The organism is Listeria sp. Marseille-Q6474, assembly GCF_946902005.1.
GTDB classification, from domain to species: domain Bacteria; phylum Bacillota; class Bacilli; order Lactobacillales; family Listeriaceae; genus Listeria; species Listeria innocua.
In genome coordinates, this window is the sequence record NZ_CAMPPS010000001.1 from 870,142 (window position 1) to 891,164 (window position 21,023).

The 21,023-nt window shown below is 37.4% G+C and carries 17 protein-coding genes and 1 riboswitch; of the genes, 9 read left to right on the forward strand and 8 right to left on the reverse strand.

Annotation, left to right across the window (positions count from 1 at the left end):
- Positions 1-49 precede the first annotated feature (49 nt).
- A complete protein-coding gene (locus OC533_RS04370) occupies positions 50-688 on the reverse strand; it encodes a GTP pyrophosphokinase family protein (protein WP_003761137.1) in 639 nt (212 codons plus the stop codon).
- Positions 689-838: 150 nt separating this feature from the next.
- The gene (locus OC533_RS04375) at positions 839-1,189 is read right to left on the reverse strand and encodes an iron-sulfur cluster biosynthesis family protein (RefSeq protein WP_003761136.1); all 351 of its coding nucleotides are present in this window, start codon (positions 1,187-1,189) and stop codon (positions 839-841) included.
- A gap of 152 nt (positions 1,190-1,341) precedes the next feature.
- Between OC533_RS04375 and OC533_RS04380 the strand changes: the two genes are divergently transcribed.
- Together OC533_RS04380 and OC533_RS04385 are read left to right on the forward strand one after the other, a co-directional pair.
- Entirely contained in the window at positions 1,342-2,103 is a 762-nt protein-coding gene (locus OC533_RS04380; protein ID WP_070753449.1) for a blue-light photoreceptor, read from the forward strand.
- Positions 2,104-2,171: 68 nt separating this feature from the next.
- Positions 2,172-2,369: riboswitch (Lysine riboswitch) on the forward strand.
- Positions 2,370-2,459: 90 nt separating this feature from the next.
- Positions 2,460-3,920 (forward strand): amino acid permease, encoded by a 1,461-nt coding sequence (locus OC533_RS04385; protein ID WP_003761134.1) that lies wholly within the window; start codon positions 2,460-2,462, stop codon positions 3,918-3,920.
- 51 nt (positions 3,921-3,971) lie between these two features.
- On the opposite strand, the gene OC533_RS04390 is transcribed toward OC533_RS04385, so the two are convergent.
- Positions 3,972-4,433, reverse strand: coding sequence for a MarR family winged helix-turn-helix transcriptional regulator (locus OC533_RS04390; protein ID WP_185590152.1), 462 nt, complete (start codon positions 4,431-4,433; stop codon positions 3,972-3,974).
- A gap of 255 nt (positions 4,434-4,688) precedes the next feature.
- Here OC533_RS04390 and OC533_RS04395 point away from each other — a divergent pair, with 255 nt between their 5' ends.
- The 4 genes from OC533_RS04395 (at position 4,689) to OC533_RS04410 (ending at position 7,800) form a co-directional block, all read left to right on the forward strand.
- On the forward strand, positions 4,689-5,219 hold the full coding sequence (locus tag OC533_RS04395; protein WP_003761132.1) for a YceI family protein: 531 nt from the start codon (positions 4,689-4,691) through the stop codon (positions 5,217-5,219).
- A gap of 109 nt (positions 5,220-5,328) precedes the next feature.
- Positions 5,329-6,255 carry an EamA family transporter RarD gene (gene rarD, locus OC533_RS04400; RefSeq protein WP_194323301.1) on the forward strand — a complete coding sequence of 309 codons (927 nt, stop codon included), beginning with the start codon at positions 5,329-5,331 and terminating at the stop codon, positions 6,253-6,255.
- Positions 6,256-6,342: 87 nt separating this feature from the next.
- Complete coding sequence (locus OC533_RS04405; RefSeq protein ID WP_194323300.1) at positions 6,343-6,984, forward strand: NAD(P)-dependent oxidoreductase; 642 nt, start codon at positions 6,343-6,345, stop codon at positions 6,982-6,984.
- Between the two features lie 114 nt (positions 6,985-7,098).
- Positions 7,099-7,800 carry a DUF554 domain-containing protein gene (locus OC533_RS04410; protein ID WP_194323299.1) on the forward strand — a complete coding sequence of 234 codons (702 nt, stop codon included), beginning with the start codon at positions 7,099-7,101 and terminating at the stop codon, positions 7,798-7,800.
- Between the two features lie 34 nt (positions 7,801-7,834).
- On the opposite strand, the gene OC533_RS04415 is transcribed toward OC533_RS04410, so the two are convergent.
- Positions 7,835-8,725 (reverse strand): carbon-nitrogen hydrolase family protein, encoded by an 891-nt coding sequence (locus tag OC533_RS04415; protein WP_262265231.1) that lies wholly within the window; start codon positions 8,723-8,725, stop codon positions 7,835-7,837.
- Positions 8,726-8,824: 99 nt separating this feature from the next.
- Positions 8,825-9,481: a DUF5105 domain-containing protein gene (locus tag OC533_RS04420; protein ID WP_045554539.1), complete on the reverse strand. Its 657-nt coding sequence runs from the start codon at positions 9,479-9,481 to the stop codon at positions 8,825-8,827.
- 123 nt (positions 9,482-9,604) lie between these two features.
- On the opposite strand from OC533_RS04420, the gene ybaK reads away from it, so the two are divergent.
- On the forward strand, positions 9,605-10,081 hold the full coding sequence (gene ybaK, locus OC533_RS04425; protein ID WP_194323297.1) for a Cys-tRNA(Pro) deacylase: 477 nt from the start codon (positions 9,605-9,607) through the stop codon (positions 10,079-10,081).
- A gap of 25 nt (positions 10,082-10,106) precedes the next feature.
- A complete protein-coding gene (locus OC533_RS04430) occupies positions 10,107-10,955 on the forward strand; it encodes a PhzF family phenazine biosynthesis protein (protein WP_194323296.1) in 849 nt (282 codons plus the stop codon).
- Between the two features lie 34 nt (positions 10,956-10,989).
- Here the strand turns inward: OC533_RS04430 and OC533_RS04435 are convergent, their stop codons facing one another.
- The 3 genes from OC533_RS04435 to OC533_RS04445 all read right to left on the reverse strand — a co-directional run bounded on the left by OC533_RS04435 (position 10,990) and on the right by OC533_RS04445 (position 17,886).
- Positions 10,990-15,417 (reverse strand): 2-hydroxyacyl-CoA dehydratase, encoded by a 4,428-nt coding sequence (locus OC533_RS04435; RefSeq protein WP_194323295.1) that lies wholly within the window; start codon positions 15,415-15,417, stop codon positions 10,990-10,992.
- A gap of 263 nt (positions 15,418-15,680) precedes the next feature.
- Entirely contained in the window at positions 15,681-17,057 is a 1,377-nt protein-coding gene (locus tag OC533_RS04440; RefSeq protein WP_003761117.1) for an amino acid permease, read from the reverse strand.
- Between the two features lie 193 nt (positions 17,058-17,250).
- On the reverse strand, positions 17,251-17,886 hold the full coding sequence (locus tag OC533_RS04445) for an FMN-dependent NADH-azoreductase (RefSeq protein ID WP_003770984.1): 636 nt from the start codon (positions 17,884-17,886) through the stop codon (positions 17,251-17,253).
- A 195-nt stretch (positions 17,887-18,081) separates the two neighbouring features.
- Here OC533_RS04445 and OC533_RS04450 point away from each other — a divergent pair, with 195 nt between their 5' ends.
- The gene (locus OC533_RS04450) at positions 18,082-20,898 is read left to right on the forward strand and encodes a sigma-54-dependent transcriptional regulator (RefSeq protein ID WP_003765938.1); all 2,817 of its coding nucleotides are present in this window, start codon (positions 18,082-18,084) and stop codon (positions 20,896-20,898) included.
- Positions 20,899-21,023: the final 125 nt, after the last annotated feature.

The window sequence follows — 21,023 nt, forward strand, 5'->3', positions numbered from 1 at the left end:
CTCCTTTGTATTTGCTCACTTTACAAAGAAACAAAGCTGTTAGATTAAGTTACTTTTCTTTTTCATTCTTATATTTATCAATTTGATCATTTAAATTTTTCATTTTTTCATCTAAATGGGTAATGATTCTTGCGGCGTCTTGTAATTCTTTTACTAATTCTTCTGGCGCTTCTTGTTGATATTTATAATAAATTTTATGTTCTAAACTTGCCCAAAAATCCATTGCAACCGTTCGAATTTGAATTTCTACCGTCATTTTTTCCGAACGATTTGTTAAGAAAACTGGCACTTCACATAATAAATGTAAACTCCGGTAGCCATTCGGTTTTGGGTTTGTCACATAGTCTTTTACTCGTTTAATCGTTATATCACTTTGGCCGGCAAGCATTTCATGAATACGAAAAATATCGGATACAAAAGAACAGGTAATACGAATTCCCGCAATATCGTGTACATACTTAAGTGCATTTTCTGGTGTAATATCCACATTTTTCTTTTCCAGTTTTGCCCCTATACTTTCGAGTGATTTGACCCGTGATTTCAAGTGTTCCATTGGATTATAGTCGTGGATAAATTGAAATTCTTCATTCAATATTTTAAGTTTCGTGTTCACTTCTTCTAGAGCAAAACGGTGAAGAAGCATAACATTTCGCCAATGCTTTAGTTCGTCTACTGATGGTTGTTCCATGATGACACTCCTTCCATATGTATAAACTTCCTATTCCATGTTACTACAAATCAGAAGCCAGCGTAACTATATGTCGAAAGTTTCACCACATTCTCATGAAATTTTCATAAAAAAGCCTAGAATAAAAATTATTCTAGGCTAATTCGCTATTTAACTAATTGGACAACTAATTACTTTATCGTTATCTGTCACAAGCAACAAATTACGGTTATAATACTGTCCATCACTTTTTAATACAAGCGTTTTTTCTGTGTCATTATAATCAATCGTTAACGCATCTTCTAGAAATATTTCCGTCCAGCGCTTAATTAATACAGGACCGATATTTGAATCTATTATATCATCTTCAGGAGTTTTCTCTGCTACTAATCGAAGGGTAAATATACCACTGTTTTCACAGGAACACCCTTCTGTATCGTAGTATAAATGCAACTGACCGGAAAGATTTGAACGAAGCGCATTTAGCCGATTTATGGCGCTATCTGTAAATGTTATATACATAACCAATCACCTCTAACTCTATTATACACCTGAGTTACTAAGATTTCGCGTGAGTTGCTTACTTTCGATTTATTTCACAAATTAGACATTGGGTTTTCATTCCTTTGCGTGTTATGATAGGTATGTATTTACAAAGGGGGAGAAACACGCAGATGAGCGCTTATCCAAAATTCGATGTTATTTTAAAAGCATTAAATTTGTCTAGTGTAGGAGTAATTATTACAGATCCTGAGCAAAAAAACAATCCGATTATTTTTGTGAACACAGGCTTTGAAAATATTACTGGCTATACTAAAGAAGAAGCTATTGGCTCTAATTGTCACTTTTTACAAGGAGATGATACTGACAAAGAGGAAGTTGCCAAAATCCGTCATGCCATTAACGAAAAATCAACTGCGAACGTTCTACTAAAAAATTACCGAAAAAATGGCACTTCATTTATGAATGAGCTGACAATTGAACCGATTTATGATGATAATGAACATCTATATTTTGTCGGCATTCAAAAAGATGTGACGACCGAGCATAATTATCAACTGGAACTTGAAAAATCCTTATGGGAAATCGAAAAACTATCCACGCCAATTGTTCCCATTAAGGAAAATATTTGTGTGCTGCCGCTAATTGGTTCCTTGACCCACGACCGGTTTCAGCACATGTCCGAATATGTCAGCGAATATATGGATAATGGAAAAGAAGACTATTTAATTATGGATCTTTCTGGTCTTGCTGATTTTAATGAAGATGCTGTCATGAACCTTGTGAAGTTCCATGGCTTTATGAAGCTAACAGGTGTGGAATTAATTATTACGGGAATTTCACCTAAATTTGCAATGACTTTAATGCGCTACCAAGAAAATCTATCTAGTTTAACTACTTATAGCACAATCAAAGAAGCACTACAATTTTACTAAAACATATTGCAAAACGACCCATTTTCCGTTATTATGGGTAAATAATCAAATATAAACCCTCATCCAAATGGTGAGGTAGAGGTTGCGAGATGCACTAGTAATTTTTTCGAGGCGAAACAAAGACGCCAATGACAAAAAACGAACAGGTTGATCGCCGAAGTGACTATTTTCTCTTTGTATCAAAATAGTTGTTGGGACAGTTTCCTAAAGGAGCTGGACTGCTATAAGAATTTGTCGAAATTTCTTATAGGTGTGCTATCTGACAAAATGATGTTGGTAAAATACGTAACAGCCAATTTCTTGCAGATTGGCTGTTTTTTGCGCACTTCCTCTGATAATAGAAAGGGAGATTTATAGTGAAAAAAGAAACACATGGCGAGATTCGTCGTGACTTAAAGACAAGGCATCTATCCATGATAGCAATTGGTGGTTCAATCGGAACCGGATTATTTTTAGCAAGTGGAAATGCGATTCATACTGCTGGGCCTGGTGGAGCGCTAGTTGCTTATATTGCGATTGGCATTATGGTGTACTTTTTAATGACAAGCTTAGGTGAGATGGCTACATACATGCCTGTTTCCGGCTCATTTAGTACGTATGCTAGTCGATTTGTTGATCCAGCTTTTGGTTTTGCACTCGGTTGGAACTATTGGTTTAACTGGGCGATCACGCTCGCAGTCGATATTTCAACAGCGGCGATTATTGTTCAATTTTGGTTGCCGAATACGCCTGCTTGGCTCTGGAGTGCGATTTTCTTACTCTTGATTTTCGGTTTAAATGCCCTATCGGTAAAAGCTTACGGGGAGTCAGAGTACTGGTTCTCGATTATTAAAGTAGCGACTGTTATTATTTTTCTTATCGTCGGTGTGCTGACAATTGTTGGTATTCTTGGCGGCGAAGTGATTGGCTTTTCTAACTTTACAGCAGGAGATGCACCATTTAAAGGTGGATTTTTCGCGATATTAGGCACGTTCTTGATTGCTGGATTTTCTTTCCAAGGTACTGAAATGGTTGGTATTGCAGCTGGTGAAAGTGCTACTCCAGAAAAAAGTGTTCCTAAAGCGATTAAGCAAGTTTTCTGGCGGATTTTGTTATTTTATATTTTTGCGATTTTCATTATCGGGATGATTATTCCTTATACTAATCCGAATTTACTGAGCGCTGAGGCAACAGATGTGGCGATTAGTCCATTTACGCTCGTATTTGAAAAGGCTGGGCTAGCTTTTGCGGCTTCGGTAATGAACGCGGTTATCTTGACTTCCGTTCTATCCGCTGGTAATTCAGGCCTTTACGCTTCCACAAGAATGCTTTGGGCAATGGCTCGTGATAAAAAAGCTCCTAAATTCTTAGGCAAAGTAAACCGTCGTGGTATCCCGATGGCTGCACTTATTGTTACTACCATTGTTGGTGCGATGACATTCATTACCACGCTTACCGAAAATGGAACAGTTATTTATACATGGCTCCTTTCTGCTTCTGGTTTAACCGGATTTATCGCTTGGGTCGGCATTGCTATTAGCCATTACCGATTCCGTAAAGCTTTCATTAAGCAAGGCCATGATTTGAACGAACTAAAATATAAAGCCAAATTTTTCCCTTTTGGTCCGATTTTAGCTTTAATCTTATGTATTTTAGTTATTGTCGGTCAAGATTACGCGGCATTTTTAAAACCAGAATTTACGAATCCTGCTTGGTGGCAAAAAATCGGTATTTCTTATATCGGCCTCCCTATTTTCCTTATCTTCTGGTTATCATTTAAATTTACAAATAAAACAAAAGTCATTCCACTGGAAGACTGCAAATTTGATCAAAAATAAAAAAACATCTCTTGTTCATTCATTTTTACTTGAATGATACAGGAGATGTTTTTATTTACTCTTTTTCAGTAAGGTTTCGACTTTTTTATTTAGGCGAATTAATTCTTCTATTTCGTTTTCGGTCAGGTTTTCGAACACTTTCATCATGGCTTTGTACATAAAAGCGTTTGCAGTGGAGCGCTTAGATAAGTCTTCTCCTTTTTTTGAAAGCTTTAGTGTTAAATCCATATTATCAGTTGGGATTGTTTTGTTTAATTTTACAACAAGACCTAAGCTAATTAACCCGTCCACATTAGCCGCGGCAGAACTTCCAGTAATTATTAATCGTTTAGTTAAATCCGCCACTGAAATGCCAGGTGTGCTATAAATCACATTAATCATCGCAAGTTGCTGAATTGTTAGTCCTAAGCTAGCCGCATTTTGATCGGCATATCCCGCTGAAATCCGCTGTATTGACCAATAAGTTTTTAATAATTCACTAATATTTTCTGTATCTGTATTAATTTTTTCCATCATTCAACCTCCTCTTACCACCTATTCTACGCACTTTATCAGAAAAACTCAATCATATTTACGAAAAAAATATATTTCTAATACGTTTTTATAGTTGCTTATTAAAAGTAAGTATGATATAGTTTACTTATAAACAGTTAAGCAATTGCTTTTCTAACGCGTAAAAGTATTTTTTCTAAGGTTTAATATCAAACAATTAAGGCTAGATTATAAGAGAATGCTTTTATAAAAAAACATATTTGGAGGAATGAAAAAATGACAGTAGAAAAATGGAACGTAGACCCAGCGCATAGTTCAATCGAATTTCAAGTAAAACACATGATGGTATCAAAAGTAAAAGGTGCATTTAGCGATTTCACAGCAGATATTGAAATGGATCCAGAAGATTTAACAACAGCAAAATTAAACTTCTCTGTATCAGCAGCTTCTGTAGATACTCGCCAAGCACAACGCGATGGTCATCTAAAAAGTGAAGATTTCTTTAATGTAGAAAAATATCCAAACGTTACTTTTACAGCAACAAAAATCACAGCTGATGGCGATGATGAATACGAAGTGACTGGTGATTTAACGATTCGCGACGTAACAAAACCTCTTACACTTGAAGTAAGCTATGAAGGTACTGGAAAAGATCCAAACACTGGTAACATGGTAGCTGGCTTTGAAGCAAAAGGTAAATTCAACCGTAAAGACTTTGGCCTAAATTACAATGCTGCATTAGAAACTGGTGGCGTACTTATCGGTGACGAAGTAAAATTAAACATCCAAATTGAAGCAAGTAAATAATTACTGAAACTACGAGTAGCTAGCCTATTCGTGGTTTTTTTTGTAGCTTTATTCTCCCTTTTAGGATAAAATAGTTCTATTGTTTTTAAAAAAGGAGGCTAACATCGCTATGGAAAATAAACAAAATGGGCAGCTAGGTGGAATTATCGCCGGAGCTCTCGCATATGTATTTTGGGGTGTCCTTCCAATTTACTGGAAGCTAGCCACAAATGTCCCTCCTATGGAGATTTTGGCCTATCGAATTATATGGTCTTTTATTTTTATGCTATTTTTGATTGTTTGTTTACGAAAGACTTCGATGGTTTTTCAAGAAACAAAGGACGTTTTGCTTAAACCGAAAACGCTTATCGCCATTATTGCGGCGGCTTTTTTAGTTACTGGAAACTGGTATTTATTCATTTACACAGTGAATAGCGGGCATGTGACCGAAGCAAGTCTTGGTTACTATATAAATCCACTTGTAAATGTACTTCTCGCAACGGTGATTTTAAAAGAACGATTGAGTCGCGGTGAGATTATTGCAGTTATCTCGGCAACAATTGGCGTCTTAATTCTCACATGGCATCTTGGGTCCGTTCCTTGGGCAGCAATTGGTATGGCTGTGTCCTTCTCCCTTTATGGGTTGATTAAAAAAGTCGTTTCCGTTTCCGTATGGACTGGTTTAACACTTGAAACGATGATTATCACGCCATTCGCACTCATTTATGTACTCTTTTTCGCGACGAATGGATTAATGCAGTATGCCGCGCAAACAAATATTATTTTAGTTGGCGCTGGGATTGTTACCGCTATTCCATTACTTTTATTTGCGACCGCTGCAAAGAAAATCAGCTATACAATGGTCGGTTTCTTGCAATATATTGGGCCTACATTAATGCTTGCTCTCGGTGTCTTGCTTTTCAAAGAAAGTTTTGACCACATCCAATTATTTGCCTTCATGTTCATTTGGTTAGCACTCATTATTTTCACGATTTCACACATTTATTCCGCAGCAAAAATCAAACAATTATCAACCGCTGCAAAAGAACAATCATAAAAAAATGTTTTCCGGTCCCCTCTTTCGGGAATAATTCTCCTATCAAGCGAGAAGCTATTCCATAAAAATGAATAGGGGGCTTTTTTCATGAAAATTGGTATTATTGGCGCTACGGGTCGAGCTGGTTCAAGAATTTTAGAAGAAGCAAAAAGTCGTGGCCACGAAGTAACAGCTATTGTTAGAAATGCCGGGAAAATAACGCAAACGCATAAGGATGTTAATATTTTACAAAAAGATATTTTTGATTTAACTCTTTCAGATTTATCCGATCAAAATGTAGTCGTTGATGCTTACGGGGTCAGCCCGGATGAAGCAGAAAAACATGTGGATTCGCTTGATCATCTGATTTCTGTTTTAAATGGAACTGTATCTCCGCGCCTAATTGTCGTTGGCGGGGCAGCAAGTCTTCAAATTGATGAAGATGGTAATACCCTTTTAGAATCAAAAGGACTTAGAGAGGCGCCGTACTATCCAACTGCTCGTGCTCAAGCAAAACAGTTGGAACATTTAAAAGCAAATAAGGCAGAGTTTAGTTGGACTTATATTAGCCCTTCTGCCATGTTTGAGCCCGGTGAACGTACTGGCGAATATCAATCTGGGAAAGATCATCTTTTATTTGGTAGTGATGGTAATAGTTTTATCAGCATGGAAGATTATGCTATCGCCGTTTTAGATGAGATTGAACGACCAAACCACTTAAATGAACGATTTACAGTGGCTGGAAAATAACACGAAAGTCGAAGGAGCAAAACGCTTCCTTCGACTTTTTTATGCGAAATAATACTCCCAATTGCCAGAAAATTCCTGTATACTAATGCTATATGCAAAAAAGGGAGGAAGAAAATGGTTCTACTTGGTGCGCTAGTTAACGGGCTAGGGATTTTAATTGGCTCTATAATTGGCATGAAATTACATAATATCCCTGAACGTATGAAAGATACTGTCATGAAAGGGATGGGTTTATCCGTTATCGTCCTTGGTATTCAAATGGCATTTAAAACGAGCAACTCGCTTATTGTTATTTTAAGTATTTGTTTTGGAGCTGTTATTGGTGAATGGCTTAATATAGATTACCATCTTAATCAACTCGGGCACTGGATTGAACGGAAAGTCGGGGCAAAAGGAAAAAGTAATGTTTCAAAAGGCTTTGTTACTGCTACACTTATTTTTGTGATTGGCGCGATGGGAATTATTGGCGCGCTTGATAGTGGCATTCGTGGTAACCATGATGTACTTTATACGAAATCGGTGATGGATGGATTTATCGCTCTTCTTCTTAGTACGACACTTGGTTGGGGCGTTATGCTCTCGGCTATTCCGGTGTTTTTATTTGAAGGCCTTATCGCGCTTTTTGCAACACAAATTAATCAATTCATTCCAGCAGACCTGATGGCACTTATTATTAAAGAACTAACGGCTACTGGCGGAATTATGATTTTAGCTATTGGTCTCAACCTGCTTGGTTTAACGAAAATTCGGGTCGCGAATCTGGTTACGGGGATTTTGGTTGTTGCGCTAATTGTTGCGGGGCTTTATTATTTTTAAAAGAAAAAACAGAGAATCGCTCATCTCTGTTTTTTTAATTTCGTTTAAATGGCGCTTTTACATCTAAACTTATTAAATCTGTATAGGTTTGCGGTTTTCGGTAGGCATTTCCCCACGTTTCATTTTCCCGGTAATTTCGAATCTCGTCTAAATTAAATTCAGCAATAAAAATACCTTCTGAAATGTCATCTGTTTCAATAATCGTATTATCTCGGTAATCTCCATTTTCATCAAAAACAATCGGGGAAAAAGCAGTGGATCTGCCCCATTTTTTTCCAGGGTAGTTTGCCATTGCAACCCCAACCATATTTTCAAAAGCTCGAGAGTTTAGTTGGTTCAGTCTAGCTGGATTCATATCGCATGCATTTGGAACAAGGATAATTTCTGCTCCTTTTAACATTAAAACTCTGGCGCTTTCAGGGAATTCTCTGTCATAACATATCATCACACCAAGTTTTATGCCATCAAACTCACAAACGTTAAATTCGTCCCCGCTTTGCAGCAATGCTTCTAAAGAGAAATCGCACGTATGGACTTTAGCGTAATCTAGAATTATTTCTCCATTTCGGTCAATTATAATAGCTGTATTTTGTGGTTTTTGCTTTGTTTTAGATAAATAAGTAGCACAAACACCAATGTTTAGTTCTTTCGCGAGTTTTCTTAAAGTAGTAACGTATGCGCTATCTCGTGCTACTGCATCTGCCAACCACCGCGTGCGCTCTTCTTCAAAACCAGCATCCATTGGCTCATCAAAGGCTGTGTCAAAAGGTGGCGTGTAGCCGTTTGACCACATTTCAGGAAAAAGGACTAAATCGGCTCCTTTTCGGTGCGCTTCTTGTATATACTGTATAGATAAATTTAAATTTGCCTCTTTGTCATTTGGTACTGCTTGTTGTTGTACTAAAGCGACTTTAAGTGTAACCATGTGCCCCCTCCTATTCAACTAATTAACGCAATTATAACATCTATTGCTAAAAACAAAAAAACACTAACAACCCGAAAGTTGCTAGTGTCTATAAAAATCTTAGTTCATGCCGCCCATGAAGAATGCTGTTGTTAATTCTTGCATGAATGCCATATCGTTTTGCATTTTCCATAATGAATCATCATCTGGATCTGCTTTTAGTTTAAGTGTAATTGTTTTTGCTTCTGATACTGCATCTGCATTTTGAACAGCTTTAGTGTAGATTTCCATTGTTTTTTCAGCCATTTTTTGATCATCTGTAGCTAGAGATGGATCAGCTGTTGCTGCTTTTGTTAATTCTTCTACTAATTCTGTTTGAACGCCCTTCATGTCTAGCCCTTTAACAGCGAACTGAATTTCTGGACTTTCTTTGTCGTCATTTGTTACTTTAGTAGTATACGATGTTTTTTCGTTTACCTGTTTACGAAGTGCATTATAGAAATCATCCACTTGTTTGTCTAAGTTAACATCACTTGAAAAACTTGCAGTGAATGTACTAATGAAGCTTTCTTTAAAACTAGTTTCAAATTCTTTTTCGAATTTAGAACCATCTTCACCATATACGTCTTTAACTTTATCCGTGTCTTTATTATAAACAACGGCGTTAACTGTGATTTCTCCTGCTTTTTTTGGTTCTACCCTTGATGCGCCGCCACATGCACTTAAAACAAGTACCATCGCAAGCACAAGAACCATACTAAATAACCCTTTTTTCATTAATAAATCTCCCTTTCTTATTTGAATTCCACTTCATTGTACAGAATGCAGGGATAAAAGCCAACTATTTTACTAAAAGTGTCATAATTTGTACATAAAATAAAATTAATTGAGGTGAAACACTTGAATAAAAAAACAAATGCGTGTCGAATTTTAGATAAACAGAAGATTAGTTACCAATTACGTGAGTATGAATGGAGTGAAGACGCGCTTGATGCACTTCATGTTGCGGCAGAAACGGGGAATAATCCTGCGCAAATTTTTAAAACGCTCGTTCTGACTGGCGACAAAACAGGGAATATCATCGCCTGCATTCCAGCTGATAAAACCTTGCATTTGAAACACTTAGCGAAGATTAGCGGGAATAAAAAATGTGAATTAATTCCAGTTGATACGTTGGAAAAGCTAACAGGTTATATTCGCGGTGGCTGTTCTCCCATTGGTATGAAGAAACTATTTCCAACTTTTATTGATAATAGTGCAGAACAGCTTGATACTATCTTAATTTCAGCCGGAAAAAGAGGACTTCAAATCGAACTAGCCCCTTTTGACTTAAAAAAAGTAGTCCGTGCGGAGTTTGCGATGATTACCGAAGATTAAGTTTAACGAAGGAGAATGATGTTTTATGAACATACCCGTATACGTTGCAAGTGCATTTAGCAAAAATAACAACGGCGGAAATAAAGCTGGCGTAGTATTAAATGAACCAACATTAATCACCACACAAAAAATGGCGATTGCAAAACAACTAGGCTATGCGGAAACAGCTTTTGTAACCGATTCTAAAATTGCCGATTATAAATTAGAATATTTTACACCAAAAGAAGAAGTTGATTTATGCGGACATGCGACTATTGGTTCTTTTGCGATATTGATGCATTTAAATAAACTTCATAAGAATCAATATACAATCGAAACAAATAGCGGTGTTCTTACTATTACATTAAAAGACGGTACTATCTTCATGGAGCAAAATCGACCAAACTTCTATGATATAATCCCGCCAAATGAGCTAACTGAATGCTTTGACTTAAACAAGGTTAATACAAACTACCAAGTTCAAATTGTCTCAACTGGTTTAAAAGATATATTAATTCCAATCACAAGTGAAATAGATTTACATGCTTTAGAGCCAAATTTTGAAAAGATTAGGGAAGTTAGCGCGACTTATGATGTCGTTGGAATGCATCTTTATACGTTTAATAACGACCGAATTATTTGTCGGAATTTCGCCCCGCTATACGACATTAATGAAGAAGCAGCAACAGGGACTTCGAATGCCGCTTTAGCATGTTATCTTTATAAAAATCATTACTTGCGAAAAGAGAATTATCTGTTTGAACAGGGCTATTCTTTGGACTCGCCTTCTGAAGTCTTAGTTAATTTAGCATTGAGTAATAATGATGAGATAGAAAAAGTGTTTGTGGGTGGTAAAGGATATTACTGTGAAAAGAAGGATTTAACTATTGAATAGAAAAAAGCCGCCCGTTGGATGGGCGGCTTTTTAATTAATCATTATCGGTTTGGACATGCTCATTACTAGAAGCTACGTGCTTTACTTTCTGAGCAATCGCGCCAACTGGATCTGCATCGCGCGCTTGTTTTACTTTGTTTCCTATCATTTCGACTGGCGCGCTTTCTCTTACTTGTTTTGCTTTACCAAGGATTTTTTCTCTTGGGTTAAATCGTGTGTTTGTTTCTTTCGCTGTGATAACTTCTGTCGTTTCTAGTTGTTTTCTAGCAATTGAGAGCATTAGTTTGATTCGATTTAGTTGATTCACAGAACTTGATCCGGCATCGTAGTCAATTGACATGATGTTAGCTTCTGGATACATTTTTTTGAGTCCTTTAATCATTCCTCGACCAGTAATATGGTTTGGTAAGCAAGCAAATGGTTGTAAACAAGCGATATTCGGTACGTTACTATCGAGTAATTCAAACATTTCTCCTGTTAAGAACCAGCCTTCACCCATTTTATTTCCGAGAGATAGTAATTGACTCGCTTTTTCAGCGATAGATTCGATGCTTGCTGGTGCTTCAAAGCGTTCACTTTTCTTCAGCGCATCTGTCACTGGTTTGCGGAATTGATTAATGAGCGGAATCGCAACGCTTTGTTTTGCGAATGATTTTACTTTGGAACGTCCGAAAGTATTCGCTGCAAAGTGATCGTCATAACAACAATATAAAATGAAATCTGTTAAGTCTGGAACAACCGCTTCTCCGCCCTCGTCTTCAATGACATCGACAATATTGTTATTAGCACCAGGATGGAATTTTACGAGAATTTCTCCAACCACGCCAACTCTTGGTTTCACTTCATTTGTAATTGGTAGATTGTCAAAAGCGCGAACCATTTCGTTTGCTAATTTTTTATATGCTACGAAAGAATAATTTTCCATTAGAGCACGTCCAGCATCAAGGTATTTACGGAATAGTTTATTCGCACTGCCTGGTTCGACTTCATATGGTCTGGTTCGGTATAGCATCCGGTCGAGCGCGTCACCTAAGCTAATTCCGGCTAGGAAACGAACAAGAACTTTTGGTGTCATTTTAAAACCTGGTTGTTTTTCTAACCCATTAGCATTAAGCGAAATAACTGGGATATGGTCAAGACCAGCTTCTCCGAGTGCTTTTTTCAACATCGAGATATAGTTGGTTGCCCGGCATCCTCCGCCCGTTTGCGTCATCAATACCGCTAAATTATTCACATCATAATCACCATGTTTCAGCGCATCCATCATTTGTCCGATAGTTAAAATCGCCGGATAACATGCATCATTATTGACGTAACGTAACCCCTCATCAACCGCGCGAGGCGTAACTGCTGGTAACACTTCCAAATTATAACCGCCCACTTTACAAGCTGCTTCTAACATTTCAAAATGGGTCGGAGCTAGCTGTGGCGCTAAAATAGTATAAGTTTTCTTCATTTCCTTTGTAAATAATGGACGTTCTTTTGGTTTCGGCATAATTCCTGGTTTCACGTTGTTTTTCTCCCGTTCTTCCATTGCTGCTTTTAACGAACGAACGCGGATACGAGCCGCACCAAGGTTGTTGATTTCATCGATTTTAAGTAGTGTATATACTTTATTATGACCTTCAATGATTTCTTGGCACATATCTGTCGTAATTGCATCAAGTCCGCAACCAAATGACGTCAATTGCACAAATTCTAAATCTTCACTTTTAGCAGTAAAGCTAGCTGCTCGATATAGTCTTGCGTGATATTTCCACTGATTTTCGACGCGGAGTTTATGGTCAATTTCACCAAGATGAGAAATTGAATCTTCGGTAAGAACCGCCATGCCATTCATCGTAATAAGTTCAGGAATGCCGTGGTTCACTTCTGGATCAATATGATAAGGGTGCCCAGCAAGAACAATTCCTTTAATTTTATTTTTCTTAATATAAGTAAGTGCTGCTTCTCCTTCAGCTTGAATGTCTTTACGGCAAAGTTCTGCTTCCTCTAACCCAGCTTGGACTGCTTTTTCCATATCAGCAGCTGGAATTTCTGGGAATGCGAGACTCATTTGTTCGATCAATGCTTTTTCATTATCTAATGTTAAAAATGGACTAATCATCGGGATGTTTTTTTCTTCCAAAGCATCCACATTCACACGAATAACTTCAGGATAACCGGCCACAACTGGACAGTTAAAGTTATTTGTCGCCTCGCCAAATTCTGGTTTTTCATAAACGACAGATGGATAGAAAATGCGATCCGATTTTTTCTTAATTAAATCCATAATATGACCATGTGTTAATTTGGCTGGGAAACAAACCGCTTCAGAAGCAATCGTTTCAATACCTTTGTCATACAGGTTTTTAGACGATTTAGACGATAAAACGACACGGAAACCTAAGTTTGTTAAAATCGTATGCCACAGCGGATAGTTTTCAAAAACATTTAGCGCACGCGGTATGCCAATTGTGCCTCTTGTAGCTTCGGATTTTTTCAGTGATTTGTAATCAAAGGTACGTTTTAATTTATACGCATATAAGTTTGGTAGTAAGTTGCGTTTTGTTTCGACACGTTCCCCGCGTTCACAACGGTTTCCACTAACAAACATCCGGTCATCGCCAAATCTTGTCACGGTTAGCTGACATGTGTTACTACAAAGGTTACAACGCGATTGCGACGTATCTGCACTAAATTCACGTAATTTTTCCAGTACGAGCATCTCGGTTACTTCGCCAGTTTCATAATGTTCCCTGGCGATTAAAGCAGCACCATAAGCCCCCATCATTCCCGCAATATCCGGTCGAACAACTTCCCGCCCTGTTAAAAGCTCAAAAGCACGTAATACGGATTCATTGTAAAAAGTTCCGCCTTGTACGATAACTTTTTCACCAATATCTTTCGGGCTACGGAGTTTAATTACTTTTTGAAGGGCATTTTTTACGACGGAATATGCGAGACCCGCGGATAAATCTTCCATACTAACGCCTTCTTTTTGCACTTGTTTCACTTTGGAATTCATGAACACCGTACAGCGCGAACCTAAGTCAACTGGAGCTTTTGCTTCCAAGGCTCTGGCAGCGAATTCTTCAATGGATAAATTAAGTGTTTGCGCAAAAGTTTCAAGGAACGAACCACATCCGGCTGAACAAGCTTCATTAAGCATTAAGCTATCCAGCGCCCCTTTTTTAATCTTCATACATTTCATATCTTGTCCGCCAATGTCTAAAATAAAATCAACATCCGGCAAAAACTCACGAGCAGCACGATAATGCGCTACGGTTTCTATTTCGCCAACATCAATTTTAAGTGCGGCTTTAATAAGCGACTCGCCGTAACCTGTAATTCCAGACTGCGCTATTCGAACTTTTTCTGGTAAGATTTCATATAAATCGCTTGTTGCATCAATAACAGATTGAAGTGGATTACCGTTATTGCTTGAATAAAATGAGTATAAAATTTCGTTGGTTTGGCTCATTAAGATTAATTTCGTTGTCGTTGAACCGGCATCAATTCCTAAATAAGCGTCGCCTTCATATTCTTCCAACTTCGCCCGTTTAGCTTTCATTTGATTATGACGTGCCCGAAAATCTTCTAAGTCTTCGTTATTTTCAAAAAGTGCTGGCAAAATAACCGTATCGGTCGCCATTGTTGTCATATCCATGTTAGACAGACGATTAATCATATCTGCCACTTTTATCGGTACATCGTTTAGCCCTGTAAAAGCAGTTCCAAGCGCAATAAAATATTCCGCATTTTGAGGTGCGATAATATCACTGTCTTTCATTTTAAGCGTTTCTGTAAAACGATAACGTAATTGATCAAGAAACGTAAGCGGACCTCCAAGAAAAGCTACTTTCCCGCGGATTGGGCGTCCACAAGCTAGCCCACTAATGGTTTGTGTAACGACACTTTGAAAAATCGATGCTGCTATATCTTCTTTTCTAGCACCTTCATTAAGTAATGGTTGCACGTCTGTTTTTGCGAAAACACCGCATCTAGAAGCGATTGGATAAATCGTATTCGCATTTTGCGCTAGTTCATTTAAACCAGTTGGATCGGTTTGAAGTAGTGTGGCGATTTGGTCAATAAAAGCACCCGTTCCCCCCGCGCACGCGTTATTCATTCGCTGCTCAATCCCACCGCTGAAATAAATAATCTTCGCATCTTCCCCGCCGAGCTCAATGACTACATCTGTTTCTGGAATGACCTGTTCTACTGCTTCTGTACAAGCAATTACTTCTTGCACAAATGGTACATTCAAAAATTTGGAGATGGCAAGCCCTGAAGACCCTGTTATTTTAAATGTCATCTCGGTCATGCCACATTTTTTTTGCATATCTTGCATGATTTCTAGTGTTACTTTTTTAATGTCGGAAAAATGTCTTCGGTACGTTTGAAATAAAATATCCCCCTGGTCGTTAAGTGCTACGGCTTTTGCTGTTGTTGATCCCACATCTAAACCTGCATGAATCATTTTCTCATCCCTTTCGTTACGCCCTACTTGATATGTACAGAAATTCACATATCATTCGTTAATTGTATACTGCTTCACATAAGTACGCATTTATAAAAATGAGTGAGTACTCACTCGAAATGCGTAAAGGCATCAAAACCTCTAAACACCTATCATTCTACACGATTTTTTTGATTTGTAAAGAATTTCGCGGAGCTATTTTGGCTTCAAAAAAAGCAGTCACCCGCTAAAACTGCTTTCTTTAGCGAATGACTGTATTCTCGTTAATTATGTCTAATTTTTGTCTTTCGGTTTGATGCTTTTAAAATTTGATAAGCTATAGCTAGAATTAAGAACCATACTGGAGTTACAAATAAAGCGATACGTGTATCTGCTGCAAATCCTAGAATAATCAATAATCCTGCAAAGAAAATCAAACTCACCCAGTTCATAAATGGCGATAATGGCATTTTAAATTTACTTTTAGCAGAGATTTCCGGATGTTTATGACGGAAACGTAAATGCGCCACTAAAATAATGCCCCAAACCCAGATAAAGCAAATCGTTGCGATACTTGTAACTAAAATAAATACTTGCTCTGGTAGAATATAGTTTAAAAATACACCGATAAGTAAGCATGCTGTAGAAGTGATTAACGCGGTTGCTGGCACTCCATTTGAACTTAAGTGGTGCATTTTCTTCGGTGCTTTTCCTTCTGCTGAAAGTGTATAAAGCATCCGACTAGTACTAAAAATACCACTATTACAAGAAGACATCGCGGCTGTAAGTACAACGAAATTAATAATTCCTGCCGCGGCTGGAATCCCAATCATCGTAAATACACTAACGAATGGACTTGTGTCTGGATCAATATTACTCCACGGATAAATGGACATTAGTACTAATAAAGCACCAATATAGAAAATCAAAATCCGGATAGGAATATTATTGATTGCTTTTGGAAGTGTCCGCTCTGGATCATCTGCTTCTCCTGCTGTAACCCCAACAAGTTCAATCCCAACAAACGAGAAAGTCGCCATTTGGAACGCGAGTAAAAATCCAGCTACTCCATTTGGGAAAAAGCCACCATAATCAATTAAATTAGAAAATGACGCTGTACTAGTTCCATGTTTATAACCAATAAATACAAGTACAAATCCGATTACGATTAAAGCGATAATAACAACCACTTTAATAATCGCAAACCAAAACTCAATTTCGCCAAAAGCTTTGACTGTAGCTAAGTTAAATAATAGTAAAATTAAAACACAACCTAATGCTGGAATCCACTGAGGTAAATCAGGTACCCAAAACTTCACGTACATTCCAACTGCTGTGATTTCTGCAATCCCGGTCACAATCCAGCAAAACCAGTAAGTCCAACCAGTAATAAAGCCAGCCCACGGTCCGATAAATTGTTCCGCAAATTCGGTAAAAGATCCTGTTGTTGGATTATGTATTAATAATTCTCCCAAAGCTCTCATAACAAAGAATAAAATAGCCCCAATAATTAAGTAAACTAACATGATAGAAGGTCCGGCTAAATGAATTGACTTCCCTGCTCCTAGAAAAAGCCCTGTACCAATTGCTCCGCCAATCGCAATCAACTGAATATGTCTATTTTTCAGTCCTCTTTGCAATTCTTCTTTTTGCTCTTCCATCTCTATTCATCCCTTTCGAGTAACTAAACAGAATAAAGTGCCGAGTTGAGTCAGCACTTTATCCATCAATCTACTTCTCTACTTTACCAATTTATAAAGGGATTAGCAATCTTTTTATATGTTTTTATTGGTCTAGACAGTTGATAATACTATATTAACATTTAATATTAAAAACTATTTTTCACAAACTTTTTTAGAATTCAGCCGCACTTTCATGCGCTACCGCTTTAGCAGCTGCAACGATTTCCGCTTCTTTGCTTGGATTGTGGTCAATACCTTCCACAAAAATCGATGGTACTACATCAATACCGATAAATTGTAAAATTGTGCGCAAATATGGTTCTCCGTGAGTAAATGAACTTGTTGGTCCAGCAGAATAAATACCACCGCTACCATGAATCAAAATCGCTTTTTTACCTTTTAAAAGTGCTTCTGGACCATGTTCTGTATAGCGGAATGATTTACCAGCAATAACAAAAGTGTCTACATAAGCTTTTAAAAGTGGCGGGATTCCAAGGTTCCAAAGTGGGAAAACGAATACATATTTGTCTGCTGCTAAGAATTGTTCTGTAAGCGCATTGTAGGCATTTAATCTTTTTTGTACATCTGGAGCTAAATCAGTAAATGCTTTACCAGCTTGTAATTCGCGGCCAGCTGTCATTAATTCTAAATCTAATAACGGAACTTCTGTATTATATAAAACTAATTCTTCTACTGTATCAGACGGATTTTTCGCTTTGTATTCGTCGATGAATGTAGCTGCTACTTGCGAACTTCTGGATACTTCATTTGGAAGTGGTGACGCTTTAATAAATAGTACTTTTGACATTATGAAAACACCTCATTGATTTTATTTGTTCCTTCTATATAATAGTACTATCCGCGCGGGGAGTCAATTTGATTTTAAGCAAATAATCATTGACATTTTCACTAGGAATGCTAAGATAAATACAGAATTCTAGAGTGTATTAGCATCATTCAATACACACTCCGTTTTTCAATACACTAATTGGAGGTTTTATAATTGAAGCGTATTGACCGTATTTATGAATTTATTTTAGAAAACCCTTCAACTAAGTCGATTCGTGAGCAACTAGAAAATAATGAAGGCTTTACTGCAACTACTATTTCAGAAACATTAGATATTTTAAGAAATAACGTCAGCATGGAATTAAATGAACTTCATAGACAAGGCAAAATTATTAAAATCGTTGGGCGACCAGTACTTTATTTTCCGAAACGAACGGTGGAAGAAGAAATTGGCCGCGTGCTTTCAGATAACGAACTAGAATTTGAAAGTTGTGAAGCACTTCTGAAAATTTTAAAGCCAAGTATCGTTGAAAGAAGCCCTTTCGATGATTTAATTGGCGTAAATGATAGCCTTAAAACCCCTGTCGAACAAGCCAAAGCAGCAGTACTTTATCCACCAAACGGCTTACATACAATGATTCTTGGACAAACTGGTGTGGGTAAAACATTGTTCGCTAACTTAATGTATCGTTTCTCGCAACATGCCAAACGATTGCCGGCTGATGCCCCGTTTATTATTTTCAACTGTGCCGATTACTACAATAACCCGCAACTCCTGATGTCCCATATTTTTGGTCATGTCAAAGGTGCCTTTACTGGTGCGGAAAATGATAAAGGCGGACTCGTTGAAAAAGCAGAAGGAGGTATTTTATTCCTCGATGAAATTCATCGTCTCCCTCCTGAAGGGCAAGAAATGATTTTTTATCTGATGGACTCTGGTACCTACAACAAACTCGGCGAAACTGACCGAACTCGAAAATCCAATGTTTTAATTATTGGAGCAACGACAGAAAATCCGGAATCTTCCTTATTAAAAACATTTATGCGTCGTATTCCGATTATTATTACTTTACCAAGCTTAGAAGAAAGAACTGCTTTTGAACGTGTGGAACTACTTAAATACTTACTTTCTAGCGAGGCGCACCGTGTAAATAAACCGATTCGGATTGAAGATGAGGCTGCCAAAGCGCTGATTGGTAATACTACTTACGGCAATATCGGCCAGTTGAAATCAAACATTCAACTCGTTTGTGCGCAAGGTTTTTTAAACAGTTTTGATAAAGACGATGAAATTTTAATTGATTTTAAAACTTTACCGATAAATATTAAAGATGGCTTTTTCCACTTTAGTAATCGGCGCAAAGAACTTCAAGCCATCGCGGAATATCTAGAGCCATACACGACGATTTTCCCTGAGCTAAACAACACGTTAATTACCTCCGATGAATATGAGCCAAACTTCAATCTTTATAAAATTATTGAAGATAAAGCTTCTATTTTAATGGATCAAGGTGTTGAAGATGACGATATTAAGAAATTTATCAAGATGGATATTGATATTCACCTCAACAGTTTCTATAACAAATTCAAAAACACCATCCATAATCGCGAAAATATTTTAAAAATCGTGAATGAAGAAATCCTTAATTTTGCAGAAGGTATTGAACAAAGAATCGAGCATCAGCTAGGCAAAAAGTTAAATGAGCGCTTCTTACTCGCCTTTAGTCTGCACTTGACTTCCTTTATTAAACGCATTGAAAGTAACAAACCGTTAAAATACACGAATATCGAAAATGTGGTTAATGATCAACCTGAAGCGTATGAATTATCTCGTGAAATTAAAGATGATATTGAAGCTACTTTCCACATTCGCGTTCCAAATATGGAAGTAATGTATCTAACCCTTCTCATTAGCTCCTTGCTTAAAGAACAAGAAAATGCGCGCGTTGCTGTACTTGTTGCTACTCATGGAAATAATACCGCTAGTAGTATGGTTAGCGTTGCAAAAAAATTACTCGGCGAAGGATTGGTCGAAGGAATTGATATGCCGCTTGACCAAAGTCCGAAAATCGTGCTGGATAAGCTGACCGAACGAGCGAAGGAAATGGATATGGGACGCGGTCTACTTCTACTTGTTGATATGGGCTCGCTCACAAGTTTTGCTCCAGTTATTTCTGAACGTACGGGCATTCCGGTGCGCTCAATTGATATGGTTTCAACCGCGACAGTTATCGAAGCCGTACGTAAATCAAACATTCTTGATATGGAGCTAGATAGTATTTACGATTCACTGAAAGATTTCCGTGGCTACGGGGGTTATAATTCTGATGATGACACACTCGATTCCAATCAAAAACCACACGCTATCGTTACTATTTGTGCGACTGGCGAAGGAACTGCTGAAAAACTTCAACTATTTATTGAAAATATTTTAGATACTATCACAACGGACGCCATCAAAGTCATCCCAATCGGTTTACATGAAATGGATACGAGATTAGAACAGCTACAAGAAGAAAACGATATTTTAATGGCTGTCGGAATTCAAGATCCAAAAATCCAAATCCCCTTCATCCCGCTTGAAAGACTTTTTGGCATTGACGGTGAAGAACAATTAGTTAGCCTAGTTAAACAACGCAACATTATTGTTAAAAAAGGCGAAACTGGTCGAATCGCAAAAGAAATTATCGAAGAAAGCCTTAATGAATTTCTAACCTATCTTAATCCAAAGAAAACAATCGAAATTCTGAGCTCTTTTGCAACTGTATTAGAGAAAAAACTAGGTTACAAACTGGATAATACTTTTAAAATTAATTTACTCATCCATGTAGGTTGCGCCCTAGAACGCATGGTTTTAAATGATGGTTTAGTCTACCGCGAACCAAAAACCATGCTAGACACAGATATTTTCAGTGCATTAGAACAAACAAATAAAGAAGTCATCTACAAAATGAACTTAAAGCTTACAAATGATGAACTTTGTTATTTGTATGATATTTTGAACGAAATTCAACCAGAAGTACTTTCATAAACATCAGAAAGCCAACAAAATTGTTACGTTGGCTTTTTTTATTTTCAACTATTGCGTTTTCTGCTACATTTTTTAGGGTAATGTTGTATGTATGTCTAAGATAAATATTTAGTGTATTAATGTAG

Excerpts from the sequence above, each read along its gene's own strand:
- OC533_RS04370 (WP_003761137.1), bottom strand. The coding sequence starts at position 688 with ATGGAACAACCATCAGTAGACGAACTAAAGCATTGGCGAAATGTTATG.
- OC533_RS04375 (WP_003761136.1), bottom strand. The coding sequence starts at position 1,189 with ATGTATATAACATTTACAGATAGCGCCATAAATCGGCTAAATGCGCTT.
- OC533_RS04380 (WP_070753449.1), top strand. The coding sequence starts at position 1,342 with ATGAGCGCTTATCCAAAATTCGATGTTATTTTAAAAGCATTAAATTTG.
- OC533_RS04390 (WP_185590152.1), bottom strand. The coding sequence starts at position 4,433 with ATGGAAAAAATTAATACAGATACAGAAAATATTAGTGAATTATTAAAA.
- OC533_RS04395 (WP_003761132.1), top strand. The coding sequence starts at position 4,689 with ATGACAGTAGAAAAATGGAACGTAGACCCAGCGCATAGTTCAATCGAA.
- rarD (WP_194323301.1), top strand. The coding sequence starts at position 5,329 with ATGGAAAATAAACAAAATGGGCAGCTAGGTGGAATTATCGCCGGAGCT.
- OC533_RS04405 (WP_194323300.1), top strand. The coding sequence starts at position 6,343 with ATGAAAATTGGTATTATTGGCGCTACGGGTCGAGCTGGTTCAAGAATT.
- OC533_RS04410 (WP_194323299.1), top strand. The coding sequence starts at position 7,099 with ATGGTTCTACTTGGTGCGCTAGTTAACGGGCTAGGGATTTTAATTGGC.
- OC533_RS04415 (WP_262265231.1), bottom strand. The coding sequence starts at position 8,725 with ATGGTTACACTTAAAGTCGCTTTAGTACAACAACAAGCAGTACCAAAT.
- OC533_RS04420 (WP_045554539.1), bottom strand. The coding sequence starts at position 9,481 with ATGAAAAAAGGGTTATTTAGTATGGTTCTTGTGCTTGCGATGGTACTT.
- OC533_RS04430 (WP_194323296.1), top strand. The coding sequence starts at position 10,107 with ATGAACATACCCGTATACGTTGCAAGTGCATTTAGCAAAAATAACAAC.
- OC533_RS04435 (WP_194323295.1), bottom strand. The coding sequence starts at position 15,417 with ATGATTCATGCAGGTTTAGATGTGGGATCAACAACAGCAAAAGCCGTA.
- OC533_RS04440 (WP_003761117.1), bottom strand. The coding sequence starts at position 17,057 with ATGGAAGAGCAAAAAGAAGAATTGCAAAGAGGACTGAAAAATAGACAT.
- OC533_RS04445 (WP_003770984.1), bottom strand. The coding sequence starts at position 17,886 with ATGTCAAAAGTACTATTTATTAAAGCGTCACCACTTCCAAATGAAGTA.